Consider the following 25,839-nt stretch of genomic DNA (forward strand, 5'->3'; position numbering starts at 1 on the left):
TATGATCAACATCGTTCTCTTTGGTCCACCAGGAAGTGGAAAAGGAACTCAGGCTCAGCATCTTATCGAAAAATTCAATCTGAAACAAATCTCAACGGGAGATCTTTTCCGATACAACATGAAAAATGATACGGAACTGGGAAAACTGGCAAAATCATATATAGACAAAGGCGAGCTCGTTCCGGATCAGGTTACAATAGATATGCTGATTGATGAACTGAAAAAACCAACGGAAACCAACGGATTTATTTTCGACGGATTTCCTAGAACTGCTACTCAGACTGATGCTCTGGAAAATATCGTCAAAGAAGAACTGAATACAGATATCAGCATTTGTCTTTCTCTGGTTGTTGAGGACGAAGTTCTGGTACAAAGACTTCTTAAAAGAGGTGAAACCAGTGGAAGAACGGATGATTCTAATGAAGAAATCATCAGAAACCGAATCAAAGAATACTATACAAAAACTGCTGAAGTTGCAGAGCTTTACAAACAGCAAGGCAAATATGTTGAAGTTAACGGAATCGGTGAGATCTCGGAAATCTCAAATAAGCTGTTTGCTGAAGTAGAGAAAATTCAGAAATAAATAAGCTGCAAGCCAGAGAGATACCGGAAATTTTATTTTTCCCCAGATTCTGATGCTTCCAGCATTCAATATTATATTATGTCCAATTTTGTAGATTACGTAAAAATCCATTGTAAAAGTGGTCACGGTGGTGCAGGTTCTGCTCATCTCCGCAGAGAAAAATACATCCCAAAAGGTGGTCCCGATGGTGGTGATGGCGGACGTGGCGGACACGTTATTATGAAAGGTAATGCCAACGAATGGACACTTCTTCCACTTCGCTACACACGCCATGTGAAAGCAGAACGCGGACAGAATGGTGCAAAAAACCAACTGACCGGAGCATATGGTGCAGATGTTTACATCAATGTTCCATTGGGAACAATTGCAAAAAATGAAGACGGTGAAATCATCGGTGAAATCATGGAAGATGGTCAGGAAATCATCCTGATGGAAGGTGGAAAAGGTGGTCTCGGAAACGAACATTTCAAATCTTCCACGAATCAAACACCAAGATATGCACAGCCAGGAATGGATGGTCAGGAAGGTTATGTCATCTTTGAACTGAAAATTCTTGCCGATGTTGGTCTGGTTGGTTTCCCAAATGCCGGGAAATCAACATTGCTCTCATCTGTTTCTGCAGCAAAACCTAAAATTGCAGATTATGCATTTACAACCCTGACTCCGAATCTCGGAATCGTGGAATGGAGAAATTATAAATCTTTTGTCATGGCTGACATCCCCGGTATCATCGAAGGAGCAGCTGAAGGAAAAGGACTTGGACACAGATTCCTGAGACATATCGAAAGGAATTCTATTCTATTATTTCTTATCCCGGCGGATTCTGAAGATCATTTTCAGGAATTCAAAATTCTGGAGAATGAACTGAAAGAATATAACCCTGAATTGGTAGACAAGGATTTTATTTTATCAGTTTCAAAATCTGATCTTTTGGATGACGAGCTGAAAAAGGAAATCGCAGCAGAATTCCCAGAGAACAGACAGCCTTTATTTTTTTCAGGCGTAACTGGTGAAGGCCTGCAGGAACTAAAGGATGCAATCTGGAAAAAGTTGCACGGATAAAATTAAAACTTAAAAAACTATGAAAAAAATTGCTTTGCTGCTATTATTGGCAGCATCATCTTTAACACTCGCACAAACACATTTTGGAGTAAAAGCCGGTTATAGTTTATCCAGTATGAAATGGAAAAGCAGCATCGGTGACTTGAAATTTGATTCCAAATCTTATTTCTATGTTGGAGGGTTTGCAGAACATAAATTCAATGAAAAATTTGCAGTTCAGGGAGAAGTGCTTTATACAGAGCTTGGCGGTCAAATGGAAGAGGAATTGACACAATTTGTAGGAAATCAGTTAATTACAGTCGGTATGGCAGAATATAAATTTAAATATCCTCAAATACAAGTTCCCGTATCTGCAAAATATTACTTTGTCAATAATTTTAATGTCCTCGGCGGTTTTAATTTCGCATTCAATATAAATCCGGTTGTTAAATCAAATTTTCTTATGAACGGAAGCGATGAAGGCAAACTGGAAAATGCAAAAACACTGAACATTTCGCCTTTCTTAGGAGCAGAATATCTATTTGACAATCATTTTTCTGTAGATGCAAGATATAACTTCGGTTTGTTCAACGCCAACAATTCTGGTTTTGATAACAGAACAGGATTCTTGCAAATCGGGTTGGGATATCGTTTCAGGTAGATTCGGAACAATTATTGAAAGCCTAATTTTAAAATATTAAAATGAAATATATAATAAGTCTTCTGGCTTTCGTAACTGTGTTATCCTGCACCACTTCACAAACTTCAAAATACTCCAAGATAGAATACGAAGTTGGACCTTGTTTCGGATTTTGTCCTGTTTATAAACTAACTGTTAATTCTGACCGCAATGCGGTATTGGAAGCTGAACATTTTAACTTTTCCGAAGGCGAAGGAAAGGGTGATCTCGACAAACCAAGAGAAGGAACTTTTACATCAACAATTTCTAAAGAGGATTATGAAAAACTGATTATTCTTACCGACGCTGCAGATATTAAAGCATTGAAATACAGTTATATAGACAAAAGAATCATGGATGCTTCCAAATCGGAATTAAGCATTTATTTTTCTGATTCAACAAAAAAAACCATTCAGATTTCGGCTGGAGAAAAGCCTCAGAAACTTGTAGATCTTCTGGCTTTTATTGATAGTCTGAAGAAAAAACAACAATGGAAAAAAGTTAATTAAAAACTTTATTTTAAATAAGTTATCTTTGCAAAACATAAATTCCTTCTGAATTGAAGGGATTTTTTTATTTACATTAAAAATATTTTCATTTGAAATTCGAAGAATTAGGCTTGATCAAGCCGATATTAGACGCACTAAAAGCACAAGGCTACGAACAGCCAACACCAATACAGGAAAAAGCAATCCCATCCATTCTACATAAAAAAGACCTATTGGGAAGCGCTCAGACAGGAACAGGGAAAACGGCAGCTTTTGCCATCCCGATTTTACAAAATCTTTCTGAAAAAGAACAACATAGAAACCAAATAAAAGCGTTGATCCTTACACCGACAAGAGAATTGGCCATACAAATCGAGGAAAATTTTCAGGCATACGGAAAACATCTTAAACTGAAATCGCTTGTGATTTTTGGTGGCGTAAAACAACACGCACAAGAACAACAGGTCAAAAGAGGTGTTGATATTCTGATTGCAACTCCGGGAAGATTGCTGGATTTCATTTCTCAGGGTATTGTGAAACTCCATCATCTGGAAATCTTCGTTCTGGACGAAGCGGACAGAATGTTGGATATGGGTTTTGTCCATGATGTTAAAAAAATCCTTAAATTAATTCCTGCAAAAAGACAGAATCTTTTTTTCTCTGCAACGATGCCGAAAGAAATTGCAAAATTAGCTTCAGAGATTTTGGTAAATCCTGTAAAAGTGGAAGTAGCCCCGGTTTCTTCTACCGCTGATACAATTCAGCAAAGTATTTATTTTGTTGAAAATTCTAATAAGACTGATCTTTTGATACATCTTTTGAAAGACCCGAAACTGGATCAGGTACTGGTTTTTTCCAGAACCAAACATGGCGCCGATAAAATTGCCAGAAAGCTACATCAGGCAAAAATCTCCGCAGAAGCAATTCATGGCAACAAATCTCAAAATGCAAGGCAAAACGCATTATCTAATTTCAAATCCAAGAAAACAAGAGTTCTTGTTGCAACCGATATTGCTGCAAGAGGCATTGACATCGATGAATTGAAATATGTTGTCAATTATGAACTATCTGATGTATCCGAAACCTATGTTCACAGGATCGGAAGAACCGGAAGAGCAGGTTCCGAAGGTACGTCTTTTTCTTTTGTAGACGGTTTGGATATCGCCAATCTCAGAAATACTGAAAAGCTGATTGGGAAAAAAATCCCTGTCGTAAAAGATCATCCTTTCCATACCGATGATCTGGTGGAACAAAAAAGAGACAGCAACAATAAACCGATGCAGGCAAGAACATCATCTTCCAAGATTCAGCCGAAAAAAACTCAGGAAAAGAAAAAATTCTTCAGAAAAAGAAACGGATAAGATTATTATTCTGATAAGGCATTTTATTTTTGCCTTTCTTCAAGAGCAAAGCAATAGCCTATGATGCAAAATGGCAAGCCAGCTGCAAGATAGGTTGTTGCAAAATAAGCACTTTCGAAGTAATTGGTTTCCCAGACTATATATTGTTCCAGGAGATAGCATGCCATAAGTGCAAAAAGAAAATAAGATGAATAATAATACACATCATTAATTTTCTTTACAAAAACAGAAACTACCAATGTTATTGCAATCAGGAAGGCAGACACGATAGTATTGCTTTGACCCTGAAGCAGTAACGGATTATGGTCATAAATCGTTTGCAAATCCTTTGCCGGCAGCAGAACACTTGCTAAAAGTAAACCTGAGGATATTATGAAACCCATTCCTATTTTCAAAATTGACTTCGCATCGGCTTTAACAAACGAACTCATCAAAAATAAAATAATCGGAATGATAACGGCACTTCTGGTCAGACAGATTATACCTAAAAAAAGTCCGAGCAGAAATGAACGCTTAAAATAGTTGTCCCTGAATTTCTGATGCCAAAGAAGAATAAACGTGGCTGCAACAACAAATGATGAAATAAAGTCACTTTTGCAGATGACTTCATAGTTAAAAGACAAAGAAACTCCTAACATTAAAATACCTTGGAATACCAAAACATGATTCCCGAATTGTCTCATCAAGGCATAGCAAAATAATAAAAAAACAGCAATCTGAAGATAGCCTACATTTCCAAGCAAATAAAAAGGCGCGGCTAATAATAACTGCCCTGGAAGATAAGAAGATTTATTACCCAGATGATTAACCTTGTCATAAAAAAAATTCCCCTGAAGCCAGTTTTCTGTGGAATAATTCAGAGTTTCCCAACGATCGATATTCAACTTTACAGGATCATTCAGCAAATGACAGAAAACTAGGTAGATAACAGTAATTATAATTACCAGAATATAATTGCTCTTTGTATTGATTTTCTTGATTAATAAATCACTTTTACTGATACGGGACATTAAAACATTAACAATAAGAAAACCAATACATAATACAGATAATGGAATAATATTTTGCCTGGCACCATACTTGATCAGGAACACCATATTAATAATGAAATAGATAGTAAATAATACGGCAGAGTGTATTTTATTTTTCATTAATAATGTTATATTTTGAACAGTTTCAGGGCATTTTCCGTTGTGATCCTGTTGATATCCGGAAAATCTTTTTTATAAACATCTACAAGTTTTCCCGCAACTAGTTCTATATAAGCACTCTCATTCCGTTTTCCCCGGAAAGGAACCGGCGAGAGATAGGGAGCATCCGTTTCCAAAACAATCTTATCCAATGGAATTTCTTTCAGAAACTGGTCAATTTTTCCATTTTTGAACGTCACTACTCCACCGATTCCCAAAATGAACTGAAGATTAATTGCCCGATTGGCCTGCTCAAGATTACCAGAAAAACAATGAAAAATACCGCGAAGTTTCGGATGCTTTTTTCTTTCAAGCACTTCGAAGGTTTCATCGAAGCTTTCTCTTGTGTGGATCACGATTGGCAAGTCTCTTTCGATAGCCCAGTCAATCTGCTGTTCAAAAGCCTTAACCTGAATGTCCAGAGTTGATTTGTCCCAATACAGATCAATCCCTATTTCGCCAATGGCTACAAAATCTCTCTGGTCGAGATAATTCTTCACCAGTTGCAATTCTCTTTCCCAGGATTCTGGCTGAACCGAGCATGGATGCAATCCCATCATCGCATAGATTTTTCCGGGATATTCGGTTTCAAGAAGCAGCATTTTCTGATGGGTTTCAGAATCAATGGCAGGAAGAAAAAATTTTTCAACGCCTTTGTCAATAGCCCGCTGAATCATTTCGCTGCGATCTTCGTTGAACTGGTCTGAGTATAAATGAGTGTGAGTGTCGATCATATCAGTGACAAATGATAATCTATAAATGATAATTGAAGTCTAAATTAATTCATCATCTATAATTTAAAATATTTTATGTTTTACTTTTTTTTGCTGTTCTTTGATTCTCAGATTGATTTTCTCAATAAAATCCTGGTATTTCGGATTTTTTTCATCGCCGGGTTTATGGTTCAAAGCTGCTGCTATCTTGTTATTTTCGTTGATGAAAATCTTAGCATTATCAGAGAAATAAGCACTCCCGAATTTTTCCCAAATATATTGAACGGCCTGGGAATTTGGGTGAATCAAATCGTCTTTGTAAAAACGGTAATCACGCAGATCATCCATCAGTATCTCATAAACCGGCAAATAGTTACAATTATCTTTCCCGGAAATAGATTCGTGAATGGCTGTAATCAATTTTGATTTGCTTAATTGATTTTCGATCATTCCGTCTTTGATATGACGAACCGGTGAAACTGTGAACAGAATCTGAACATTATCCCTGCAGATATCGGTAAGAATCTCAATTGTTTTATGGATTGAATCCGTCAGTTCCTGATTAGATAAAAGTCTTTTCTCAAAAAATTTCTGCGGAATCTTATGACAATTCGCTACCAGCTTTTTTTTAGGAAGAAACTCATAAATAAAAGACGTTCCGAAGGTGATGATTACAAAGCCAGTATTCTGTAAAAACTGGTTGGCATCTTCTATATTCTTGTTGATTTTTTCAAGAGAGCGATGCAGATATCTGGAATCGAAAGAGGAATGATGATCCAGACTGATGTAACTTTCATTTGCCAGAATCAAATCATTTTCCTGATATTCTTTGGCATCATAGATCTGCCGAATTGCCTGACAGACAGAATATGGATTAAAAATAGTACCGAATGGATTGTTCAGAGACTGGATTTGCCCTTCGGAGAATTTCTCGTGCATTTCCGTCGCAAAACAGGAACCGATCGAGAATATACAATCGTCGATTCCTATTTTTGTTATACTTTCATTAATTTCAACTTCTGTACGGAATTTCATTTGCTGATATTTTTTAAATATTTATTCGATCCGTTCATATTTTTTATATTCAGTAAAAAGCTTTTCAAAAAGAAGTTGGTTTTTGTCACTTTTATATAAGTAAACTTCATAGGTAATAATTGCAAACAGCAAAGGTAATTCATCCTGTTGGTACGTATTGTTTTTAATGGCATCTTTCCATCCTCCTCCATAGTTTTGAATAAAACTTTTCTGAACATTATATGCCATTTCATTTCCAAGAAATTTTGGAAGAGCATTTATGTAAACCGCCTTAGATAAAAGTTCTCTTATTTGCCTGTCTCTTTTAGTATAAGGATCCAAAAGAAAATAAATCAGGGCATTGAATATTAAAGTATAAAGTACGCTGTTTTCAAAACTCTGGTCGTAATAATCCCTCGTCAAGCCTTTGACCAAAAGGTAAATCAGAGAAATGACAATGACATAGATCTTGACTGCATGTTTCCAGTGCAAATCTATTTCTATGCTCCTGTTATTTTCAAGAAAATAAAAACTCTGGACTGGAAATAACGGAATTCCAACCACGACAAATCGGGTCCCAATACCTTGTCCTTTGTATTTTCGGTATTTTTTTATGATGAAATGTCCAAAAATCATATTTCTTAGCTTTCTCTTCTCAACAGATAATTCGCCAGTTCCCGGAAGGGCAGTTTTCTTTCATCAGGAAGATTAATTTTATCAAGATAGGACTGCCCTATTTCATTATGTTTTTGAATCAATCTCAAAACTTTGTCATCCACTTTTGTTCTTCGGAATATTTTTTCCACGCTGTAAACTTTATCGACGTTATCCGTTTTTTTGGAAAACCAATAATTAAGCTCTGATAATTCTTCTTCATCAGCATGTTCAAGTGCCAGGAGGTATAGAATTGTTTTTTTATTTTCATAAATATCGCCGGCATGTTTTTTTCCAAATTGTTCCTGATTTCCAAACACATCCAGATAATCATCCATGATCTGAAAAGCGATCCCGATATGCTTTCCGAAATTGTACATCGCCTCCGCATCTTCCTCTGAAGCACCGGCAATCAAAGCACCGATCTGAAAAGAAGCTGCGCTCAGGACACCCGTTTTGCTGGTGATCATATCGATATAGTCATCATAGGTCACGTTTTTTCTTGTCTCGAAATTGACATCGTTTTGCTGACCTTCACAAAGTACAGCACCGGTTTCTGAAAATATTTTAATACATTTTTTAAACAATTCCGGTTCCAGATCTTCGAAAAACTGATAAGCTTTTATCAAAAGTGCATCCCCTGAAAGAATCCCGACATTGATGCCATGCAACGTGTGGATCGTCGGCTTGTTTCTTCTGAGCGGCGCCTCATCCATAATATCATCATGGATCAAAGTAAAATTGTGAAAAAATTCTATTGCCAATGAAGGCTTGAGGGCCTTTTCCAAATCACCCCGAAAAAGATCGCAAGCCATCAGAACCATTATCGGACGAAGTCTTTTGCCGCCATGCGAAATGATATAGTTCATCGGACTGTATAGCTCGTCAGGCTTATTTTTGAAAGTATGTTTCTCGATTGCTTCTGCTACAATTTTCTGATATTGATCCAGGAATTCCATTTATAATAATCTGTTTATGGCAAAAATACGACTTTTAAACGGTCAGTAAAACCGATTTGATAATAAACTACTAATAATGTGACAATAAATTCAAGTTAATTTACATAAATAATTAATTTTATGTAAATCTGGAAAATCGTATTATAAAAAGTAATATAAACTGCTGTAAGGAGCAAATGTTTTATTGACCTACAAAAAAAAGAAAAACCTCATAGGTAAAAATCCATGAGGCAGGTTCTGACGCAAAATATACGTTCAAATATTTTTTTAATTAAAGCAGCGTCACCAAAAGATAGGTAACTCCGGCGACAATCGCACTGATAGGAATCGTTAGTACCCATGCCCAAAGCAAACTGACAGTAACACCCCAACGGACAGCAGAAACTCTTTTTGTAAGCCCAACCCCAATGATGGAACCTGTGATTGTATGCGTGGTAGAAACAGGAATTCCCAAATGATCTGTGATGAATAATGTAACCGCCCCTGCTGTTTCCGCACTCACGCCTTCCAACGGTGTTACTTTCGTAATCCTGGTTCCCATAGTCTTGATGATCTTCCAGCCACCACTCATTGTTCCTAAACCGATTGCTAAAAAGGATACGAAAGGAACCCATAGATAATGCTGTGCAAAATATGTAAATCTGCCAGCTTCCGGAATACTGAGATATTGAGGATCCTGAATCATATTGACATGATAATAGATCATGGCAGCACCAATAATTCCCATAACTTTTTGTGCGTCATTGGTTCCGTGGCCAAGACTGAACAACGCAGAGGAAACCAGCTGCAATTTTTTGAATGCACGCTCTGCCTTGTGCGGATTTGATTTTTTACAGATGTTTACAATAATCAAAGTAATAATAATTGAAACGAACATCCCTATAAATGGCGCCATAAAAATGAAAAGAAAAATTGGAATGACGACTTTGTACTTAACCACATTCTGAGAGAATAACTGTTTGAATGCCAGATAAATATTTTCAAAAAATGAGTTGTCCGGATGGGCAAGAACAATGGAATGATAATCTGTAGTCAGTGCATGCATCAGTGCTGCACCAATAAAGCCTCCGATCAGCGTATGTGATGATGAGGACGGAATTCCGAACCACCAAGTGAACAAATTCCATATGATGGCTGCAATAAGACCGGCAAAGATAACCTCGAGATTGATGAAGTTCTCATCTACTGTTTTAGCAATTGTGTTACCGATTTTAAACTCGCCAATAACATAAGCAGCAAGGAAAAAGGCCGCAAAGTTCCATACTGCCGCCCAAAGCACGGCCTGGAAAGGTGTAAGAACCTTTGTGGAAACAATGGTAGCGATGGAATTGGCAGCATCATGAAATCCATTGATATAATCAAATATTAACGCTAATACGATAATAATAATAAGTAGAATTGGAAAATCCATTCGATATTTTGTTTGATAAAACCTGTGTTATGCGTATTTGATAACAATACTTTCCATCGTGTTGGCAACGTCTTCTGCTTTGTCTGTTACGACTTCCAGATAGTCCAAAATCGATTTTTGCTTGATGATCAATATCGCATCATTGGTCTCAAATAATTTCACAATCGCCTGACTAAGAACATCATCCGCAATATTTTCGTAAGAATTGATTTTTATACAAGATTCTCTTACTTCATCAGAATTTTTAAAATCTTTCAGATTCTCCAATGCCTTTTTGATTTCAAGGCAAGATTTGTATATCAAAAGAGAAAACTCTGTATAAGCATTGTTCTCTCCAGCTTTGTACAGATAGATATATTTTGCCGAAGCGTAGATATAATCTGCAATATCATCAAGACCTGTCGCCAGATAATTGATATCTTCCCTGTCAAAAGGTGTTATAAAATTCTCTCCTAGCTGTACGAAAATCTCGTGTGTCAGGTCATCCATCTTATGCTCATAATCGCTCATCTGGTTGAGAAGTGCTTCATCATTGATGTCGAATTCTAGCAAACCGTCGTGGAAGGTTTTGGACATTTCTACTAATGTTTCTGCCACACGAAGAAACAAATCAAAAAAGATTTTGTCTTTTGGCTGGAAAGCCCTGAAAATATTACCTATTCCCATTTTTATAAATGTTAATTTGTGCAAATATGATAAAAAACAAATTGACCTAAAAACTTTAATATTAATTTTTCATTAATATTAATAACCATAAAAACCTGTTGATTAACAGGTTTTTATGGTTTATCTTTAACATATCGGTTAGCAAAATGATACTAATTGGCAACTTCTGCTCTCATTTCTTTTCCCCGAAATTTCATGCTGGTTAATCCATCCAAAACTTCGTTTTTGAATGATTTCTCAATTTCAAAGAAACTGAACTTGTCCAATATCTCTATCTCACCGATGTCTGCTCTTTTCTTGGATTTAGAAGTCGCCTTGTTGATGATCTCCAACATATCCATTTTCTTCAATTGGTCTTTTTTACCAAGATTAAAGAAAAATCTTACCATATCTTCATTCTTGCGTCTTGGCTTTCCTCCTCTTTCATTTCTATCGTTTCGGTCTCTTCTCTCTCTCTTTTCGCCATTTCTTTCGCGCTCTCTTCCTCTTTCTCTTCGGCTACCTCCTCTATCATCTCCTCTATTGAATTCCTGCTGCTGGATATCGTTTCTATCTCTGTAAAAAATCGCAAGATCTTTCAATTGGAATTGCAGTAACTGATGTACTAACTGTTCTTTAGAAAAATTCGATAAATCTGGGATTAGACTGTCATCAAAATCGAAGAAATTCTCATGTTCTGTAAATAGTTTTTCAAAAACTCCACCAACCTGAGCTTTGATGATATCATCGCCAGTAGGGATATTTTTTTCTACCATTTCAATCTTCGTGTCAGATTTGATATGCTTCAGCTTTCTGCTTTCCTCTGGCTTGATCAAAGCCATGGAAATTCCATCCTTACCCGCACGTCCGGTTCTTCCGCTTCTGTGAACGAAAACTTCCGGATCATCCGGTAAAGAGAAGTGAATAACATGTGTCAGAGAATCCACATCCAGACCTCTTGCCGCAACATCTGTCGCTACTAGAATGTCAATATTTTTCAGTCTGAATTTTTTCATTACCGTATCTCTCTGCGCCTGTGAAAGATCACCGTGTAGTGCATCTGCAGCATAACCATTCTGCATCAGGAAATCTGCAACTTCCTGAGTTTCCATTCTTGTTCTGCAAAAAATAATTGAATATTGATTCGGATTTGCATCGATCAATCGCTTCAAAGCTTCTTTCTTTTGTCTGTAACCAACCACGTAAAATTCGTGTTTGATATTTTTCTTAACAGCATTGATAGATCCAACAGAAATTCTGTGAGGATTAGTCAAATAGTTTTTAGAAATACGTTCTACTTCTTTGTTCATCGTTGCAGAGAACAAGAAAGTTTGTTTTGTGTCCGGAGTTTCACTAAGGATTGTTTCTAAATCATCTTTGAAACCCATTGAAAGCATTTCATCAGCTTCATCCAGAACTACCCATTGTACTTCAGAAAAATCTAAGGCTTTTCTGCCGATCATATCGATCACACGACCCGGAGTACCCACAATAATCTGCGGTTTGTCTCTCAAAGATCGAATCTGATCCATAATACTACTACCACCATAAACTGCTGTAGTTTTGATGTTTTTTAGGTATTTCGTGTAATTTTTGATGTCTTTGGTAATCTGAAGGCAAAGTTCACGAGTAGGGCAAAGCACCAATAATTGGATTTTACGACTGTTGTCGTCTATCATATCCAAAATCGGAAGCGAAAATGCTGCTGTTTTGCCTGTTCCTGTTGCCGCAAGTGCGATAAGATCGCGAGTATCTGTAGAGATAAAAGGAATAGTCTGTTTTTGGATTTCTGTCGGCTCTACGAAGCCGAGGTCGCCAATAGCCTGAAGAACTTCAGGGCTTAAATTGGATTCCGTAAATAAATTCATTTAAAGATCGTCTAATTTGCTGCAAAGATACGAATTTTATTTTTGATAATTATCAGGCTTCTTTTTTAACGATTCTTTATTAACTAAATTTAATATTAACACTCCGCAACATTCACAGCTACAGCCAGTCCGCCTTCCGATGTTTCTTTATATTTTGAATTCATATCCAAAGCGGTTTCCCACATCGATTTGATAACACTGTCCAAAGACACTTTTGCTTTTGTCGGGTCGCCATCCAACGCCAGTGATGCAGCTGTAATGGCTTTCATTGCACCCATAGAATTGCGTTCAATGCAGGGAATTTGAACCAATCCACCAATCGGGTCACATGTTAACCCAAGATGATGTTCCATTGCGATTTCTGCTGCCATCAGAACTTGTCCGGGTGTTCCTCCTGAAATCTCAGTTAATCCAGCTGCTGCCATTGCCGAGGAAACGCCAACCTCTGCCTGACAACCACCCATTGCTGCAGAGATAGTTGCATTCTTTTTAAAAATAGTTCCGATTTCTCCTGCAACTAACAAGAATCTAATGATATCTTCTTCTGAATTAAATTCTGTAAAGGTCTGCGCATACATCAAAACTGCGGGAATCACACCGCTTGCGCCATTGGTTGGTGCCGTTATGATTCTGCCAAAAGAAGCATTCTCTTCATTCACAGCAAGTGCAAAACAAGACACCCATTTGGTGACAGAACTGAAGGTTTTTTCCTGGTTTTTAACCATTTCAAACCACTCGTTTTTATTTTTGTAAATCTGTGTTCCGAGGAGTTTTTCATTCATTTCTGAAGCACGTCTCGTTACATTCAGCCCGCCGGGAAGAATTCCTTTTTTGTTGATGCTTTTATAAACGCAGTCTTTGATATTATCCCAAATTTCCAAAGCTTTTTGGCTCGTTTCTTCCTGACTTCTCCATGATTCTTCATTCAAAAAAACAAGATCAGATATTTTTTTGAGATTAAGTCTTTCAGAGTATTTCAGAATATCACTGCCATGATGGCATGGATAAAGCGTCCGCACACATTTTTCATCAATAGAATTATCTTCTTTAGTCGCGACAAATCCACCGCCGACAGAATAGTAATCCTGACTGAATGCTTCACCATTTTCAAAAACAACTTTGAAGATCATTCCGTTTGGATGAAAATCCAGGGATTTTTCTTTGTTTAGGATCAAATGATGTCCGTAGATAAACGGTAACCAAACCTTTCCTCCCAAGTGTAGTTTTTGTTCGGATTTGATTTTATTGATTTTTTCATCAATTTTATTGGTATCAATTGTTCGGAAATTTTCACCGCTCAAGCCCAGCATTCCTGCGATATCAGTTCCATGACCGATTCCAGTCTTTGCCAGTGAACCAAAGAATTCTACGAAAACTTCTTTGATATCTTGTAAAGAATGATTTCGCTTCACCAGATCAAGAAACATTTGCGCAGCATTCCAAGGCCCCATTGTGTGGGAAGAAGATGGGCCGATTCCTATTTTTATGATGTCAAAAACGCTGATAGATTCCATTAAAATTGTAATAATTATCGTCTGTAAATGTAATTGATTTTTGAAACCGTCACAACTTTATATTATTGATCGGATAATTTTTGGATCTCGATTTAAGAAAATTTAAAATTAGACAAAAATAGTTTTCAAAATTTCAGAAACCTGTCTGGCTTTGGTAACCGGGAAAAGGTGTGTTGCGTTTTTTATTATAAAATCCGGTTCAGAATATTTGATGGGAAAAACGATGTCTTTATCTCCCGAAATCTGAATTACATCAGGCAGTTTTTCGAATTTCCATTGGGCAACTTTATCCATGGACCATTTGAGATAATAAGGATCTTTTACCCGGAAATACTGTAAAATATTTGCATTTTTGGAATCGAAAATTCTTTTCAGAAATGCGTATAAAAAAGTGCTGCTGTTGCCAAAAAGTCTTTGCGGAACATATCTTACAGCATTGGTTTTTGCACCCGCTTTTATAAGTCTGGACTTTTCCTGGTCACATCTGATGCTTGCCAAAATGACAATTTTTTTTGCAGGCTTAATTTTATGAATTTCCTGAACAATAATGCCTCCAAACGAATATCCGAGAAGATAAAATTCTTTGGAATTATCTATAGATGCTGACATCCTGACAACATAATGGTGAAAGTCCTCATCCAACTCTGGAATAAGCCATGGAATGTGGACAATTTCAATGTCCGGATTGAACGTTAGTTTTTCCAAAACTTTTTCGTCACCACCAAGTCCGCTAATGATATATAATTTCATTATAATTTTGTTGTGTTTTGTCCAAATTTAATACAAAAAAAGAGCAGAAAAAATTCTGCTCCTAATATTTATCTATAATTTTGATAATTATTTCACGCTGATTTTAACTTTCATATCAACATCATCTTTAACCAAAACATCTTGCATTGTAGATTTGTAAGCTACATCGAATTTTTGTCTGTCGAAAGAAAATTTGTCAGATTCTAATGTTACAACACCGTTCGCAGCAGTGATTTTTGCAGGGAAAGAAACTGGGTTGGTTTTACCTTTTACAGTAAGCTTTCCGTTAACCACAAAGTTATAATCTTTGTTAGAATTTTTCTTAACAGAAGTAATTACATAGGTTGCAGTCGGGAATTTTTCAACTTCGAAGAAATCTCCGTTTTTCAGATGCCCGTTCAATTTCCCTTGGTATTCTCCGGAAAGGTCTGTAGAGTTGATAGACGTCATATCCAATACAAACTCGCCACCAACTACTGCTCCATTCTTAAGAACCAGGTTCCCTGATTTTACATTCACAGTTCCATCGTGTGAAGATGCTTCAGTTTTTGCGATTTTATAACCCCACCAATGTACGTCTGAACTTGTTAATTTTTTAGTTTGTCCGAAAGCTAATCCGCTTGCCAATACAGCTAGTAATAATACTTTTTTCATTTTTTTAATAATTTTAATGATGCAAATTTAATTAGAATCAATCAAGATTGTTGTTGATGTATGATAACTTTTAAAAAAAAATCAATGCCCTCATTATAAAATGAAGGCATTAAGTATGTCATAGTTTGATTAAATAATTTTGATCTATAAGATTCAAAGATTGTATTATTTTCCAAGAGGAATGTTGTAGCCAAAACCTACGCCAATTGCTCCGGCATTATATTTTTGGTCAGCAATCTGTCCTTTGTCGCCTGTGAAGGTTTTGTTGTATTGTACAAAAAAGTTCCAGTCGCGATTGTGGTAACCAATTTCGGGCTTTATATAGAAACCGCCGTCTGGTCTGTCTACATCGATATTTTTAGCAACTTTATCATCGCCTACGATGAAACCGTAACCTAGATCAGCACCAAAATAAAATCCCATCTGTTTAGGATAAACCCTGAATAATGCTGCAACAGGAATTACCCCGAAGTCATTATTATCTACTTTCACACCATTGATGGTAGCGTTTTTACCAAAATAATGATTATACCCAGTTGCGATACCAAGACCAAAACCAGGTGTAATCAGATTCTGATAAGAAAGATCTACTCCAAGATTTGCAGATGTGTTACCACCTGTAGAAACTCCGCCATTCAAACCTACTTTGAACATATTGTTCATATCTGCACTTTGAGCCGAAGCCAATCCACCAGCCAAAATCCCAAGACCCAATGCCAATTGCTTTAAAGTTTTCATATTTTTAAATTTTAAATTTTACATGGTTCTTCTTTGTAAAATCCGTGCCAAAACGATATTTTGTTTTACATATCTAACACTCATCCAAAACAACCTTCTAATTTTCAATTATTTAAAATCACAATTAAATATTAAAATTAATTCATAAACTGACATTTTCATCATTTTTGATTTAACTAATTCTTATTTACATACTCCAATCAAATAAATCCGTTAGCTATGAATCAATTTCTTAAAAATAAACATTTGGTTTCCAGAGCGGGTTTCGGTATTCATCATAATGACATTGAGAAATACAGAAACCTGAATCCAAAGAAATTATATCAGGAACTTAAAAATAATTCTGATTATAAGCCTTTGAAAACTGATATGCAACCGGTAACTCCGCAACAATACCAGGAAATGTCAAAAGCAACCGACAGAAAACCTTATAATCAGTTCAATAGAAATTATAACAGCTCAGTCCGGAAATCATGGCATTCTCAAATGATAAATACATCTTCTCAGCTTCGGGAAAAAATGGCGCTTTTCTGGCATGGGCATTTTGCCACAAGGCTTCAGCAGTCAATATTTAATAAAGATATCATTGAGATTTTCAGGAAAAACGCTTTGGGAAATTTCAGGGATCTGGTTTTCGAAGTCTCCAAATCGCCGGCAATGCTGAATTTTCTGAATAATCAACAAAACAAAAAAGCAAAACCCAATGAGAATTTTGCCCGGGAACTGATGGAACTTTTTACTTTGGGAAGAGGAAATCTCTACACGGAAAAAGATATAAAAGAATCTGCAAGGGCTTTTACCGGCTGGAGTTATAATGCTTTTGGAGAATTCACGGATAACAAAAAACAACACGATTCTGAAGAAAAAGTGTTTCTAGGAAAAACCGGAAATTTTGACGGAAATGACATCATCAATATTATTCTTGAAAAACCGGAATGTGCCCATTTTATCACAGGAAAAATCTACAAATTCCTCGTTAATGAAAATCCTGATGAAAAAATAATAAAATTTCTGAGCGATAAATTCTATAAATCTAATTATGATATCACGACTTTGATGGATGAAATTTTTCTTTCAGATTGGTTTTTTTCTGACAAAAATATCGGAGCAAAAATCAAGTCACCTGTAGAATTGATTGTCGGAATCAGACGGATTATGCCCATGGATTTGCAGAATGGTGATACAATCTACAACTTCGAAAAACTGCTAGGGCAAGAATTACTCCAACCTCCGAATGTCGCCGGCTGGCCAAGCGGAACGCTTTGGATTGACAGTTCTACCCTGTTATTGAGAATGAGAATCCCAGCGGTAATGGCCGGTTACAAAACTCTGAACATCGAACCCAAATCTAATGATGATGTGAATATGGGAAAAGATGAGAAAAAAGTCGTTGTTAATAAGAAACAAAATACAATCACAATACATTGGGATGGTATCAGTAATATATTGAATGAAGATCTTTTCAATTTATTATTATCAAATCCGAATAACAATCTTCAGAAAATGATCACGGATTTCAATTCCGATAAAAGTAAGAAACACCTGATGATAAGTATTATGTCAACACCGGAATATCAACTTTGTTAAAATAAGCCATTATGATTATCAATAGAAAAAACTTCATAAGAACAAGCAGTCTTGCTGTAGCTTCTATGCTTTTTCCTAATTTTTTAGATGCTTTGACTTTACCCGAAGCCATAGCAATGAATGGAAAAACGCTGATTATTCTGCAATTATCCGGCGGAAATGATGGACTGAATACGATTATTCCTGTTAAAAATGATATTTATTACAAATCAAGAAATCAAATTTCAATTAAAGAAAATGATGCACTTTTGATGACGGATGAAGCTGGAATTAATCCCAATCTGAAATTCTTTAAAACGCTTTATGATAACGGAGAATTGGCAGTGATGAACAACGTGGGTTATCCGGAACCTAACAAATCGCATTTCCGAAGTATGGATATTTGGCAAACTGCGAGTGACAGTAATGAATTTAAAAATTCTGGCTGGCTCGGACGATATCTGGATGAAGCCTGTCATGAATGTCAGAATCCAACTCAGGCAATAGAAATTGATGACCTTCTGAGTCTTGCCATGAAAGGCGAAACCAAGAACGCCATCGCTTTCAAAGACCCGAAAAAATTGTTTGATAACAGTCAGGAAATACTCTACAAAAAACTGAATACCGGCAATCAAGATCATGAGCATGATCTGACTTCCTATCTTTATAACACGCTCGGCAACGCCATCAATAATTCTGAATATATATTTTCTGAAAGCAGAGCGAAACCGACAGATAAAATTTATCCGGCAACACAAATCGGAAAAGATTTTAAAACCATTGCATCGCTTATCAAATCTGATATCAACACACAGGTTTATTACCTTTCCGTAGGAAGTTTTGACACACATACCAATCAAAATCAGAAACAAAATCAACTGTTTAAAAATATCAATGAAGCTGTAGAAGTTTTCACAAATGATATGAAAGAGAATGGGAAATTCAGGGACATTATGATTATGACATTTTCTGAATTCGGAAGACGTGTTGCCCAAAACGCCAGCAACGGAACTGACCATGGAACAGCCAATCAGATGTTTTTCATAAGCGGTGGGCTCAAGAAAAAAGGATTGCTGAATCCGCTTCCTGATTTAACCAATCTCAAAGACGGCGATTTGATTTACACTGAAGATTTCCGAAAAGTCTATGCAACAGTTCTCAAAAGATGGTTGAATACGAATGACAAGAAAATTCTTGGAAAGGATAATGGTTACTATGATTTTATCTAAATTTAAATTTTAAAAAAATTTATAGTTTATATCAATGATTGGTTTTGATGTAAACTTTATTTTATATTGTACAAAATATAATTTTACGCTATATATTTGCACCATCAAATAATATAATTAAAACATCAGCAAAATGAAAACATTGTACAGTATTGGCGCAACAGCCAAAGGCGGAAGAAACGGACATGTAAAAAGTGAAAACGGAATTCTGGATTTAGAAGTTAGAATGCCAAAAGGTTTAGGCGGCGCCAATGACGAGTATGCGAATCCGGAAATGCTTTTTGCAGCAGGATATTCGGCTTGTTTTGACAGTGCTTTGAATCTGGTTATCAAGCAAAGTAAAATAGAAACAGGAGAAACAACGGTAACAGCGAAAGTTGGAATCGGACAACTCGAAAATGGAGGTTTTGGTCTGGAAGCGGAATTACACGCCAACATTCCTGGCGTTTCTTTGGAACAAGCGCAGCAACTGATTGAGAAAGCCCATCAGGTTTGTCCTTATTCTAATGCGACAAGAGGAAATATCGACGTTAAGCTGACTGTGAGCAACGATTAAGGAAATTGAATTATTATCTTTGATGAATTGTAAATTAAGACACGCAATATGGAAGATTTTTTAAAATTAGACAAACAGCTTTGTTTCTCCGTCTATGTTTTGCATCGCGAGATCATGCAGTGTTATCGTCCGATTCTGAAAAATATTGGGCTGACTTATCCGCAATACATTACCATGATGACGCTTTGGGAAAAAGATAATTTGACGGTGAATCAGGTTGGGGAAATTTTACAACTGGACAACGGGACTCTGACACCTTTACTGAAAAGACTTGAATCTAAGGGTTATCTGGAAAGAAAACGCAGCAAGGAAGACGAACGAGTTGTAAAAATCCACTTAACAGAAAAAGGTACTAAACTCAAAGAAAAGGCAACTTGCATCCCATTGGAATTGGCAAAAGCTATGCATCTGAATATCGACGAAATAATGGAACTGAAAACTTTATCTGATAAAGTTGTTCAGAAAATTAATCAATAAAAAAAAGTGCTATTTGCAAATCCAAATAGCTCTTTTTTATTTTGAATCGAATCAATACTCAAACAAAACACTTCCCCAGGTGAAGCCACTTCCGAAAGCCGACATACAAACCAAATCGCCACGTTTCATTCTGCCTTCCTGAATCGCTTCACTCAAAGCAATCGGAATTGAAGCAGCGGTTGTGTTTCCATATTTTTGAATATTAACGAATACTTTTTCGTCCGGTAATTTCAATAATTGTTGAACGTATTGTGCAATTCTGATGTTCGCCTGATGCGGAATCAGCAAATCTAAATCTTCAATTTTCTTTCCTGCTTTCTCCAAAGCTTCAAGAATTGTTTCCGGAAATCTAGTAACGGCGTGTTTGAAAACGAAATTCCCGTTCATCACCGGATAGATATCTTCTGCAGTTAATGAATCCGGATTTTTGAGAAGATTATCGCTCCAACCCAATTTAGTTCCCGGGAATTTCACCGCTAATTCTTCCGCATATTTTCCTTCGGAATGCATATTCACTGAAAGGATCCCGCTGGTATTTTCATCATCACTTGCCGATAAAACTACTGCACCTGCACCATCACCGAAAATCACGGAAACGCCACGTCCGGCATCAGAAAAATCCAATCCGAATGAATGGATCTCTGCGCCGACAACCAAAACATTTTTATACAATCCAGATTTGATAAATGCATTTGCTACACTCATAGCGTAAACAAAACCTGAACATTGGTTTCGAACATCTAAAGCGCCAATTGTCCCGCAACCTAATAATTCCTGCAAGAGAACGCCTGAACCTGGAAAATAATAATCCGGAGACAAAGTCGCAAATACAATATAATCAATATCTTCCGCAGCGAGGTTAGCATTTCTAAATGCTATTTCTGAGGCTTTGAAAGCGTAGAATGAGGTTGTTTCCTCAGAATCTATACGATTTTTGCGGTGTCTTCTTTCTTTGATGCCTGTTCTTTCTGTAATCCACTCATCGTTGGTTGTCATCAATTTAGACAGATCGTCGTTAGTTACTATATTTTCCGGAACGTAGTGTCCGACTCCTGATATTACACTTTTAAGCATTGGTGTGTTTTAGAATTTTGACAAATGTAAATATTTTATTTATTACATAAGTTCAGTTTAAATAAAGATTCCTGCAAAATATTTTATATCATTTCCAGGTACAACTAATTGATTTTTACCAGACCATTCTGACACCTTAAAAAGTCGCTCAATAAAAATTCTTTCAAAGTATACATCAGACAGAAAAAACATTAAATTTGCATCTATTGACTTTTTTTTTAAAATGAAGAACGAACAAAACACAGCTTCCAATACCAAAATCATATCAAAACCAAGAATCATCTCGGGGATTAGTTTTATTGTCCTATCCGTGGTTCTTCTGCTGTCATTCATTTCTTACCTGATGAACTGGAAAGCCGACCAGAGCCAGGCCGGAACTATGTCTGACAAAACGGTAGAATCATCCAATCTTTTTGGTAAGATCGGCGATTGGCTGGGAAATCTCTTCATCTTTGAAAGTATTGGTGTAGCAGCTTTTATAGTTGCATTTTTATTTTTCGTATTCGGGACTTTGATTTTTAAGAAGAATTATTTTAAACCCTGGAAAACCATTTCGCACAGTTTATTTTTCATTTGCTGGATTCCGATATTTTTTGGTGCAGTTACCAATGGCGAAGGTGTTTTAGGTGGCGTTTACGGTTATCAGATTATGGATTATCTGAAATCTTACATCGGACTGGTAGGACTTTGGATGGTTCTTCTGGTAAGTTTTGTTCTTTATTTTGTTCTGGAATTCAATCTGAGACCAAGTTCTATCAAAAATAAACTGAACGATATCAATGATAATACATTCGGAAGATTGAAAAACATGATGCCGAATTCCGAAGAGGAATTCGAAGCGGATGAAGACCTGGAAGAAGAAATTATCCCTGAGAATCCTGCGGTTATCGAAACCTTAACACCGAAAACCGAAAATGACTTCAGTAATATCAAAGTCACACAGGATTTTGAACCCATCAAAACACCGAATCAGACATCTTTCAAAGAAGAAACTAAAGAATCTGCTCCTGAACCAATTATATTATCTTCTGCCACGGCTCAGCCTCAAAAGCCAGTGATAGAAACCCCTGTTATCAAGTCTGAAGATGATTTTGCCTTCAATGTAGAAATCAAAAAGGACGAAGATTTTCCGGTTTCTAGTGAGCAGCAAAAATCGGATGATCTTGTTAGCAGACATGGTTTGTACGATCATAAACTGGATCTGGCAAAATTCCAGATGCCTTCCGTTGAGTTGCTGAAAGATTACGGAAACGAGGAAATCACAATCAATAAAGATGAACTCGAGGAAAATAAAAACAGAATTGTTGGCTTACTGAAAACCTTCAACGTCGGTATTTCCGAAATCAAAGCGACAATTGGACCAACGGTGACACTTTACGAAATTGTACCTGAAGCGGGAATCCGTGTGGCGGCGATCAAAAAACTCCAGGACGATATTGCACTGAATCTTTCTGCACTTGGAATCAGAATCATTGCACCAATGCCGGGAAAAGGAACCATCGGGATCGAAGTTCCGAGAAAAAATCCGACAATGGTTTCAATGCGTTCCGTTGTAGCTTCGCCAAAGTTCCAATCTGCAGATATGGATTTGCCAATAGTTTTTGGACGAACAATTTCTAATGAAGTTTTCGTCGCTGACCTTGCAAAAATGCCTCACCTACTGATGGCTGGAGCAACCGGACAAGGTAAATCTGTTGGGATTAATGCGATTTTAACTTCTCTGATTTATAAAAAGCATCCAAGCGAACTAAAATTCGTTATGGTGGATCCGAAAAAAGTGGAATTATCACTTTATTCAAAAATAGAAAGACATTATCTGGCAAAACTGCCAGACACAGAAGATGCAATCATCACAGACAATGCGAAAGTAATTAACACACTGAATTCACTTTGTATCGAGATGGATGACCGTTACGAATTGTTGAAAAATGCATTCTGTAAAAACATCAAAGAATATAATGCAAAATTTGCCCAGAGAAAGCTGAATCCAGAAAACGGGCACAGATATCTGCCATATATCGTTCTGGTTGTGGACGAATTTGCAGATCTGATTATGACTGCAGGAAAAGAAGTAGAACATCCGATCGCCAGGTTGGCACAGCTTGCAAGAGCGATTGGAATTCATTTAATTGTTGCCACTCAAAGACCTTCTGTAAATGTGATCACAGGTATGATCAAAGCGAATTTCCCTGCGAGAGTTGCTTTCCGTGTGATTTCCGGTGTGGATTCGAAGACAATTTTGGATTCACCCGGAGCGGAACAACTAGTGGGAAAAGGCGATATGCTTTATTTCAATGGAAATGATCTGACGCGTCTTCAATGCGCATTTGTTGATACGCCGGAAGTGGAGAGAATTGCGGAATTTATTGGTGAGCAAAAAGGTTATTCCGATGCTTATCTTCTTCCTGAATATTCGGGAGAAGAAGCCAGTTCTACTGTTGGTGCTTTCGACCCGAATGAAAAAGATGCTTTGTTTGAAGATGCTGCAAGAATTGTGATTTCCACCCAGCAAGGTTCCACTTCTATGCTGCAGAGACAACTGAAACTGGGTTACAACAGAGCGGGAAGAATTATGGATCAGTTGGAAGCAGCCGGTGTTGTCGGTGGTTTCAACGGAGCAAAAGCAAGAGAAGTTTTGATTTCTGACCTCAACTCTTTGGAACGGTTGTTTGATGAGCTGAAAGGAAGGTAGAATAAAATATCTGGCAAAAATCTGAGCAATACTCATCATAATAAAAATCATTTGAATAATCAAAAAGAAAAACCAAATCCAAATAAATGTCCACCCACGAACTCCTGAACAAAGCCATAAAAATCGCTACCAAAGCCCATAAAAAACAAACTGATAAATACGATGCGCCTTACCTAGGCCACGTTTTCCGGGTAATGAATGCCGGCAAAACTATCGACGAAAAAATCGTGGGCGTTTTACATGACGTAGTGGAAGATCATCCGGAATTCTCTTTCGACTACCTGAAAGAAAAAGGCTTTCCCGATTATATCCTGGAAGCGGTGGAATCTCTTACAAAACGCGAAGAGGAACATCTGGATTATGATGCCTTTATCGCAAGAATAGAAAAAAGTCCTTTGGCAATTGCTGTCAAACTGAACGACCTGAGAGACAATATGGATCTTACAAGATGCACGGAACCGTTACAGGAAAAAGACCTGAAACGTTTCAATAAATATCTGAAAGCTTATCTTTATCTGTCCGAGAAATATTAATCCAAAAACTGTTCTGTTTTCAGAGTCTGCTGCTCACCTGTGGTCAGGTTTTTTATAGTAATCGTTTGATTTTTGATCTCTTCTTCACCAAGAAAAACCAGGTTTTCAATCCCCTTCTTCTCAGCATAGGTGAATTGTTTCTTCAGTTTTGAAGCTTCGGGATAGAGTTCTGCGGAAATATTTTTTTCTCTTAATTCCGAAATCAATTTCAGAGCTTCGATGGATTCTTTTTCTCCGTAATTGGCAAAAAGATATTTGACATTATTCTCAGAATCTTCCGGGAAGATATTTAATTCTTCCATCACGAGATAGATCCTGTCCAGACCAAAAGAAATCCCGATTCCGGGCATGTCTTTCACGCCGAAAACTTCTGTTAGATTATCATAACGTCCGCCGCCGCCAATGGAACCCATTGCCACATCATTCGCTTTCACTTCGAAAATGGCGCCGGTATAATAATCCAATCCTCTGGCTAACGTAATGTCAAAGACTAAACTTTTAGAATCAACTCCGAGACTGAGAGCGTTTCTGATTACGAATTCTAATTCTTCAACACCTTTCAGTCCTGCCTCGTTTCCGTTAAATTTTTCCTTAAGATTCAACAAATTTTCAAGCACATCAGAACCCTGAGCAAAGAGAAAATCCAGCTTGGAAATGGCTTCTCCGGAGATTCCTTTTTCCAGCATTTCTTTAGTTACGCCGTCTTTACCGATTTTATCTAATTTATCCAGAGCGACTGTAAAATCAATCAATTGGTGAGCAATCCCTGCATATTCTGCGATTCCGGAAAGGATCTTCCTGTTGTTGATGTGAACTGAAACGGATAGGTTCAGATCTTTGAACGATTTAAAATACAATTGCAGCAACTCCACTTCCTGCCAAAGACTTGTGCTTCCCACAACATCTGCATCGCATTGATAAAACTCTCTGAATCTTCCTTTCTGCGGCCTGTCTGCTCTCCAGACCGGCTGAATCTGATAACGTTTGTAAGGAAAAGCCAGCTGTCCCTGATTCATCGCCACAAATCTTGCAAATGGAACGGTTAGGTCGTAACGAAGGGCTTTTTCTGAAATCTGGGAAATCAGTTTTTGAGAATTTCTGCTGGTCCAGTCTTCATCATTTGCTTTGGAAGCATAATCACCGGAATTGAGGATTTTAAAAATCAGTCTATCGCCTTCTTCGCCATATTTCCCTGTCAATGTAGAAAGGTTTTCAAAACTTGGGGTTTCCAAAGGCTGGAATCCGAACAGTTCGAAATTGTTCTGTAATATATTGATGATGTATTTTCTTCTGGAAACTTCTTTCGCAGTAAAATCTCTGGTTCCTTTTGCTAGACTCGGCTTCATTTTAATGGGTAATGATGTTTGATAATCGATTGCAAAAGTAAGAATAATAGCGCAAAGGATTCTAAATCTAATTTAACTTATAGGAAAAATTCAGACATTTTTAT

25 protein-coding genes are annotated in these 25,839 nt (G+C 36.9%); 11 read left to right on the forward strand and 14 right to left on the reverse strand.

What is annotated here, in order from left to right; translation table 11 throughout:
* The first annotated feature begins 1 nt into the window (after position 1).
* From BUA97_RS12635 to BUA97_RS12655, 5 genes are all read left to right on the forward strand, one after another.
* A complete protein-coding gene (locus BUA97_RS12635; protein WP_072998785.1) occupies positions 2 to 583 on the forward strand; it encodes an adenylate kinase in 582 nt (193 codons plus the stop codon).
* Between the two features lie 78 nt (positions 584 to 661).
* Complete coding sequence (gene obgE / locus BUA97_RS12640) at positions 662 to 1,645, forward strand: GTPase ObgE (protein WP_072998787.1); 984 nt, start codon at positions 662 to 664, stop codon at positions 1,643 to 1,645.
* Between the two features lie 19 nt (positions 1,646 to 1,664).
* Positions 1,665 to 2,285 carry a porin family protein gene (locus tag BUA97_RS12645; protein WP_072998789.1) on the forward strand — a complete coding sequence of 207 codons (621 nt, stop codon included), beginning with the start codon at positions 1,665 to 1,667 and terminating at the stop codon, positions 2,283 to 2,285.
* A gap of 41 nt (positions 2,286 to 2,326) precedes the next feature.
* Positions 2,327 to 2,812 carry a DUF6438 domain-containing protein gene (locus tag BUA97_RS12650; protein ID WP_072998791.1) on the forward strand — a complete coding sequence of 162 codons (486 nt, stop codon included), beginning with the start codon at positions 2,327 to 2,329 and terminating at the stop codon, positions 2,810 to 2,812.
* Positions 2,813 to 2,901: 89 nt separating this feature from the next.
* Positions 2,902 to 4,152, forward strand: a complete 1,251-nt coding sequence (locus tag BUA97_RS12655; RefSeq protein ID WP_072998793.1) for a DEAD/DEAH box helicase — start codon at positions 2,902 to 2,904, stop codon at positions 4,150 to 4,152.
* A gap of 23 nt (positions 4,153 to 4,175) precedes the next feature.
* Here BUA97_RS12655 and BUA97_RS12660 read toward each other — a convergent pair whose 3' ends face one another.
* The 12 genes from BUA97_RS12660 to BUA97_RS12715 form a co-directional block, all read right to left on the reverse strand.
* Positions 4,176 to 5,303 (reverse strand): hypothetical protein, encoded by a 1,128-nt coding sequence (locus BUA97_RS12660; protein ID WP_139258312.1) that lies wholly within the window; start codon positions 5,301 to 5,303, stop codon positions 4,176 to 4,178.
* A gap of 8 nt (positions 5,304 to 5,311) precedes the next feature.
* The gene (locus tag BUA97_RS12665; protein ID WP_072998797.1) at positions 5,312 to 6,076 is read right to left on the reverse strand and encodes a TatD family hydrolase; all 765 of its coding nucleotides are present in this window, start codon (positions 6,074 to 6,076) and stop codon (positions 5,312 to 5,314) included.
* 63 nt (positions 6,077 to 6,139) lie between these two features.
* Entirely contained in the window at positions 6,140 to 7,090 is a 951-nt protein-coding gene (locus BUA97_RS12670) for a GSCFA domain-containing protein (RefSeq protein ID WP_072998799.1), read from the reverse strand.
* A gap of 21 nt (positions 7,091 to 7,111) precedes the next feature.
* Positions 7,112 to 7,705 (reverse strand): hypothetical protein, encoded by a 594-nt coding sequence (locus BUA97_RS12675; protein WP_072998801.1) that lies wholly within the window; start codon positions 7,703 to 7,705, stop codon positions 7,112 to 7,114.
* 5 nt (positions 7,706 to 7,710) lie between these two features.
* Positions 7,711 to 8,682, reverse strand: a complete 972-nt coding sequence (locus BUA97_RS12680) for a polyprenyl synthetase family protein (protein WP_072998803.1) — start codon at positions 8,680 to 8,682, stop codon at positions 7,711 to 7,713.
* Positions 8,683 to 8,953: 271 nt separating this feature from the next.
* Positions 8,954 to 10,093, reverse strand: coding sequence for an inorganic phosphate transporter (locus BUA97_RS12685; RefSeq protein WP_072998805.1), 1,140 nt, complete (start codon positions 10,091 to 10,093; stop codon positions 8,954 to 8,956).
* 27 nt (positions 10,094 to 10,120) lie between these two features.
* Positions 10,121 to 10,759, reverse strand: a complete 639-nt coding sequence (locus tag BUA97_RS12690; protein WP_072998807.1) for a DUF47 domain-containing protein — start codon at positions 10,757 to 10,759, stop codon at positions 10,121 to 10,123.
* A gap of 152 nt (positions 10,760 to 10,911) precedes the next feature.
* The gene (locus tag BUA97_RS12695) at positions 10,912 to 12,606 is read right to left on the reverse strand and encodes a DEAD/DEAH box helicase (protein WP_072998810.1); all 1,695 of its coding nucleotides are present in this window, start codon (positions 12,604 to 12,606) and stop codon (positions 10,912 to 10,914) included.
* Positions 12,607 to 12,701: 95 nt separating this feature from the next.
* Positions 12,702 to 14,120, reverse strand: a complete 1,419-nt coding sequence (locus BUA97_RS12700) for an L-serine ammonia-lyase (protein ID WP_072998812.1) — start codon at positions 14,118 to 14,120, stop codon at positions 12,702 to 12,704.
* A gap of 108 nt (positions 14,121 to 14,228) precedes the next feature.
* Positions 14,229 to 14,870: a hypothetical protein gene (locus BUA97_RS12705; RefSeq protein WP_072998813.1), complete on the reverse strand. Its 642-nt coding sequence runs from the start codon at positions 14,868 to 14,870 to the stop codon at positions 14,229 to 14,231.
* A gap of 87 nt (positions 14,871 to 14,957) precedes the next feature.
* The gene (locus tag BUA97_RS12710; RefSeq protein ID WP_072998816.1) at positions 14,958 to 15,524 is read right to left on the reverse strand and encodes a YceI family protein; all 567 of its coding nucleotides are present in this window, start codon (positions 15,522 to 15,524) and stop codon (positions 14,958 to 14,960) included.
* Positions 15,525 to 15,689: 165 nt separating this feature from the next.
* Positions 15,690 to 16,262 carry a hypothetical protein gene (locus BUA97_RS12715; RefSeq protein ID WP_072998819.1) on the reverse strand — a complete coding sequence of 191 codons (573 nt, stop codon included), beginning with the start codon at positions 16,260 to 16,262 and terminating at the stop codon, positions 15,690 to 15,692.
* 219 nt (positions 16,263 to 16,481) lie between these two features.
* Between BUA97_RS12715 and BUA97_RS12720 the strand changes: the two genes are divergently transcribed.
* The 4 genes from BUA97_RS12720 to BUA97_RS12735 all read left to right on the forward strand — a co-directional run bounded on the left by BUA97_RS12720 (position 16,482) and on the right by BUA97_RS12735 (position 20,090).
* Positions 16,482 to 17,849, forward strand: a complete 1,368-nt coding sequence (locus BUA97_RS12720; protein WP_072998821.1) for a DUF1800 domain-containing protein — start codon at positions 16,482 to 16,484, stop codon at positions 17,847 to 17,849.
* An 11-nt stretch (positions 17,850 to 17,860) separates the two neighbouring features.
* On the forward strand, positions 17,861 to 19,057 hold the full coding sequence (locus BUA97_RS12725) for a DUF1501 domain-containing protein (RefSeq protein ID WP_072998823.1): 1,197 nt from the start codon (positions 17,861 to 17,863) through the stop codon (positions 19,055 to 19,057).
* A gap of 133 nt (positions 19,058 to 19,190) precedes the next feature.
* Positions 19,191 to 19,613: an organic hydroperoxide resistance protein gene (locus BUA97_RS12730; RefSeq protein WP_072998825.1), complete on the forward strand. Its 423-nt coding sequence runs from the start codon at positions 19,191 to 19,193 to the stop codon at positions 19,611 to 19,613.
* 48 nt (positions 19,614 to 19,661) lie between these two features.
* Positions 19,662 to 20,090 carry a MarR family winged helix-turn-helix transcriptional regulator gene (locus BUA97_RS12735; protein WP_072998828.1) on the forward strand — a complete coding sequence of 143 codons (429 nt, stop codon included), beginning with the start codon at positions 19,662 to 19,664 and terminating at the stop codon, positions 20,088 to 20,090.
* Positions 20,091 to 20,141: 51 nt separating this feature from the next.
* On the opposite strand, the gene BUA97_RS12740 is transcribed toward BUA97_RS12735, so the two are convergent.
* Complete coding sequence (locus BUA97_RS12740) at positions 20,142 to 21,164, reverse strand: 3-oxoacyl-ACP synthase III family protein (RefSeq protein ID WP_072998831.1); 1,023 nt, start codon at positions 21,162 to 21,164, stop codon at positions 20,142 to 20,144.
* Between the two features lie 223 nt (positions 21,165 to 21,387).
* Between BUA97_RS12740 and BUA97_RS12745 the strand changes: the two genes are divergently transcribed.
* Positions 21,388 to 23,856: an FtsK/SpoIIIE family DNA translocase gene (locus BUA97_RS12745; RefSeq protein WP_072998833.1), complete on the forward strand. Its 2,469-nt coding sequence runs from the start codon at positions 21,388 to 21,390 to the stop codon at positions 23,854 to 23,856.
* A gap of 86 nt (positions 23,857 to 23,942) precedes the next feature.
* The gene (locus BUA97_RS12750) at positions 23,943 to 24,389 is read left to right on the forward strand and encodes a phosphohydrolase (RefSeq protein WP_072998836.1); all 447 of its coding nucleotides are present in this window, start codon (positions 23,943 to 23,945) and stop codon (positions 24,387 to 24,389) included.
* Here the strand turns inward: BUA97_RS12750 and hisS are convergent.
* On the reverse strand, positions 24,386 to 25,735 hold the full coding sequence (hisS, locus tag BUA97_RS12755; protein WP_072998838.1) for a histidine--tRNA ligase: 1,350 nt from the start codon (positions 25,733 to 25,735) through the stop codon (positions 24,386 to 24,388). The two genes, BUA97_RS12750 and hisS, sit on opposite strands and share 4 nt — an antisense overlap.
* Between the last annotated feature and the right edge of the window lie 104 nt (positions 25,736 to 25,839).

This window comes from Epilithonimonas mollis (genome assembly GCF_900142325.1).
Lineage (GTDB): Bacteria > Bacteroidota > Bacteroidia > Flavobacteriales > Weeksellaceae > Epilithonimonas > Epilithonimonas mollis.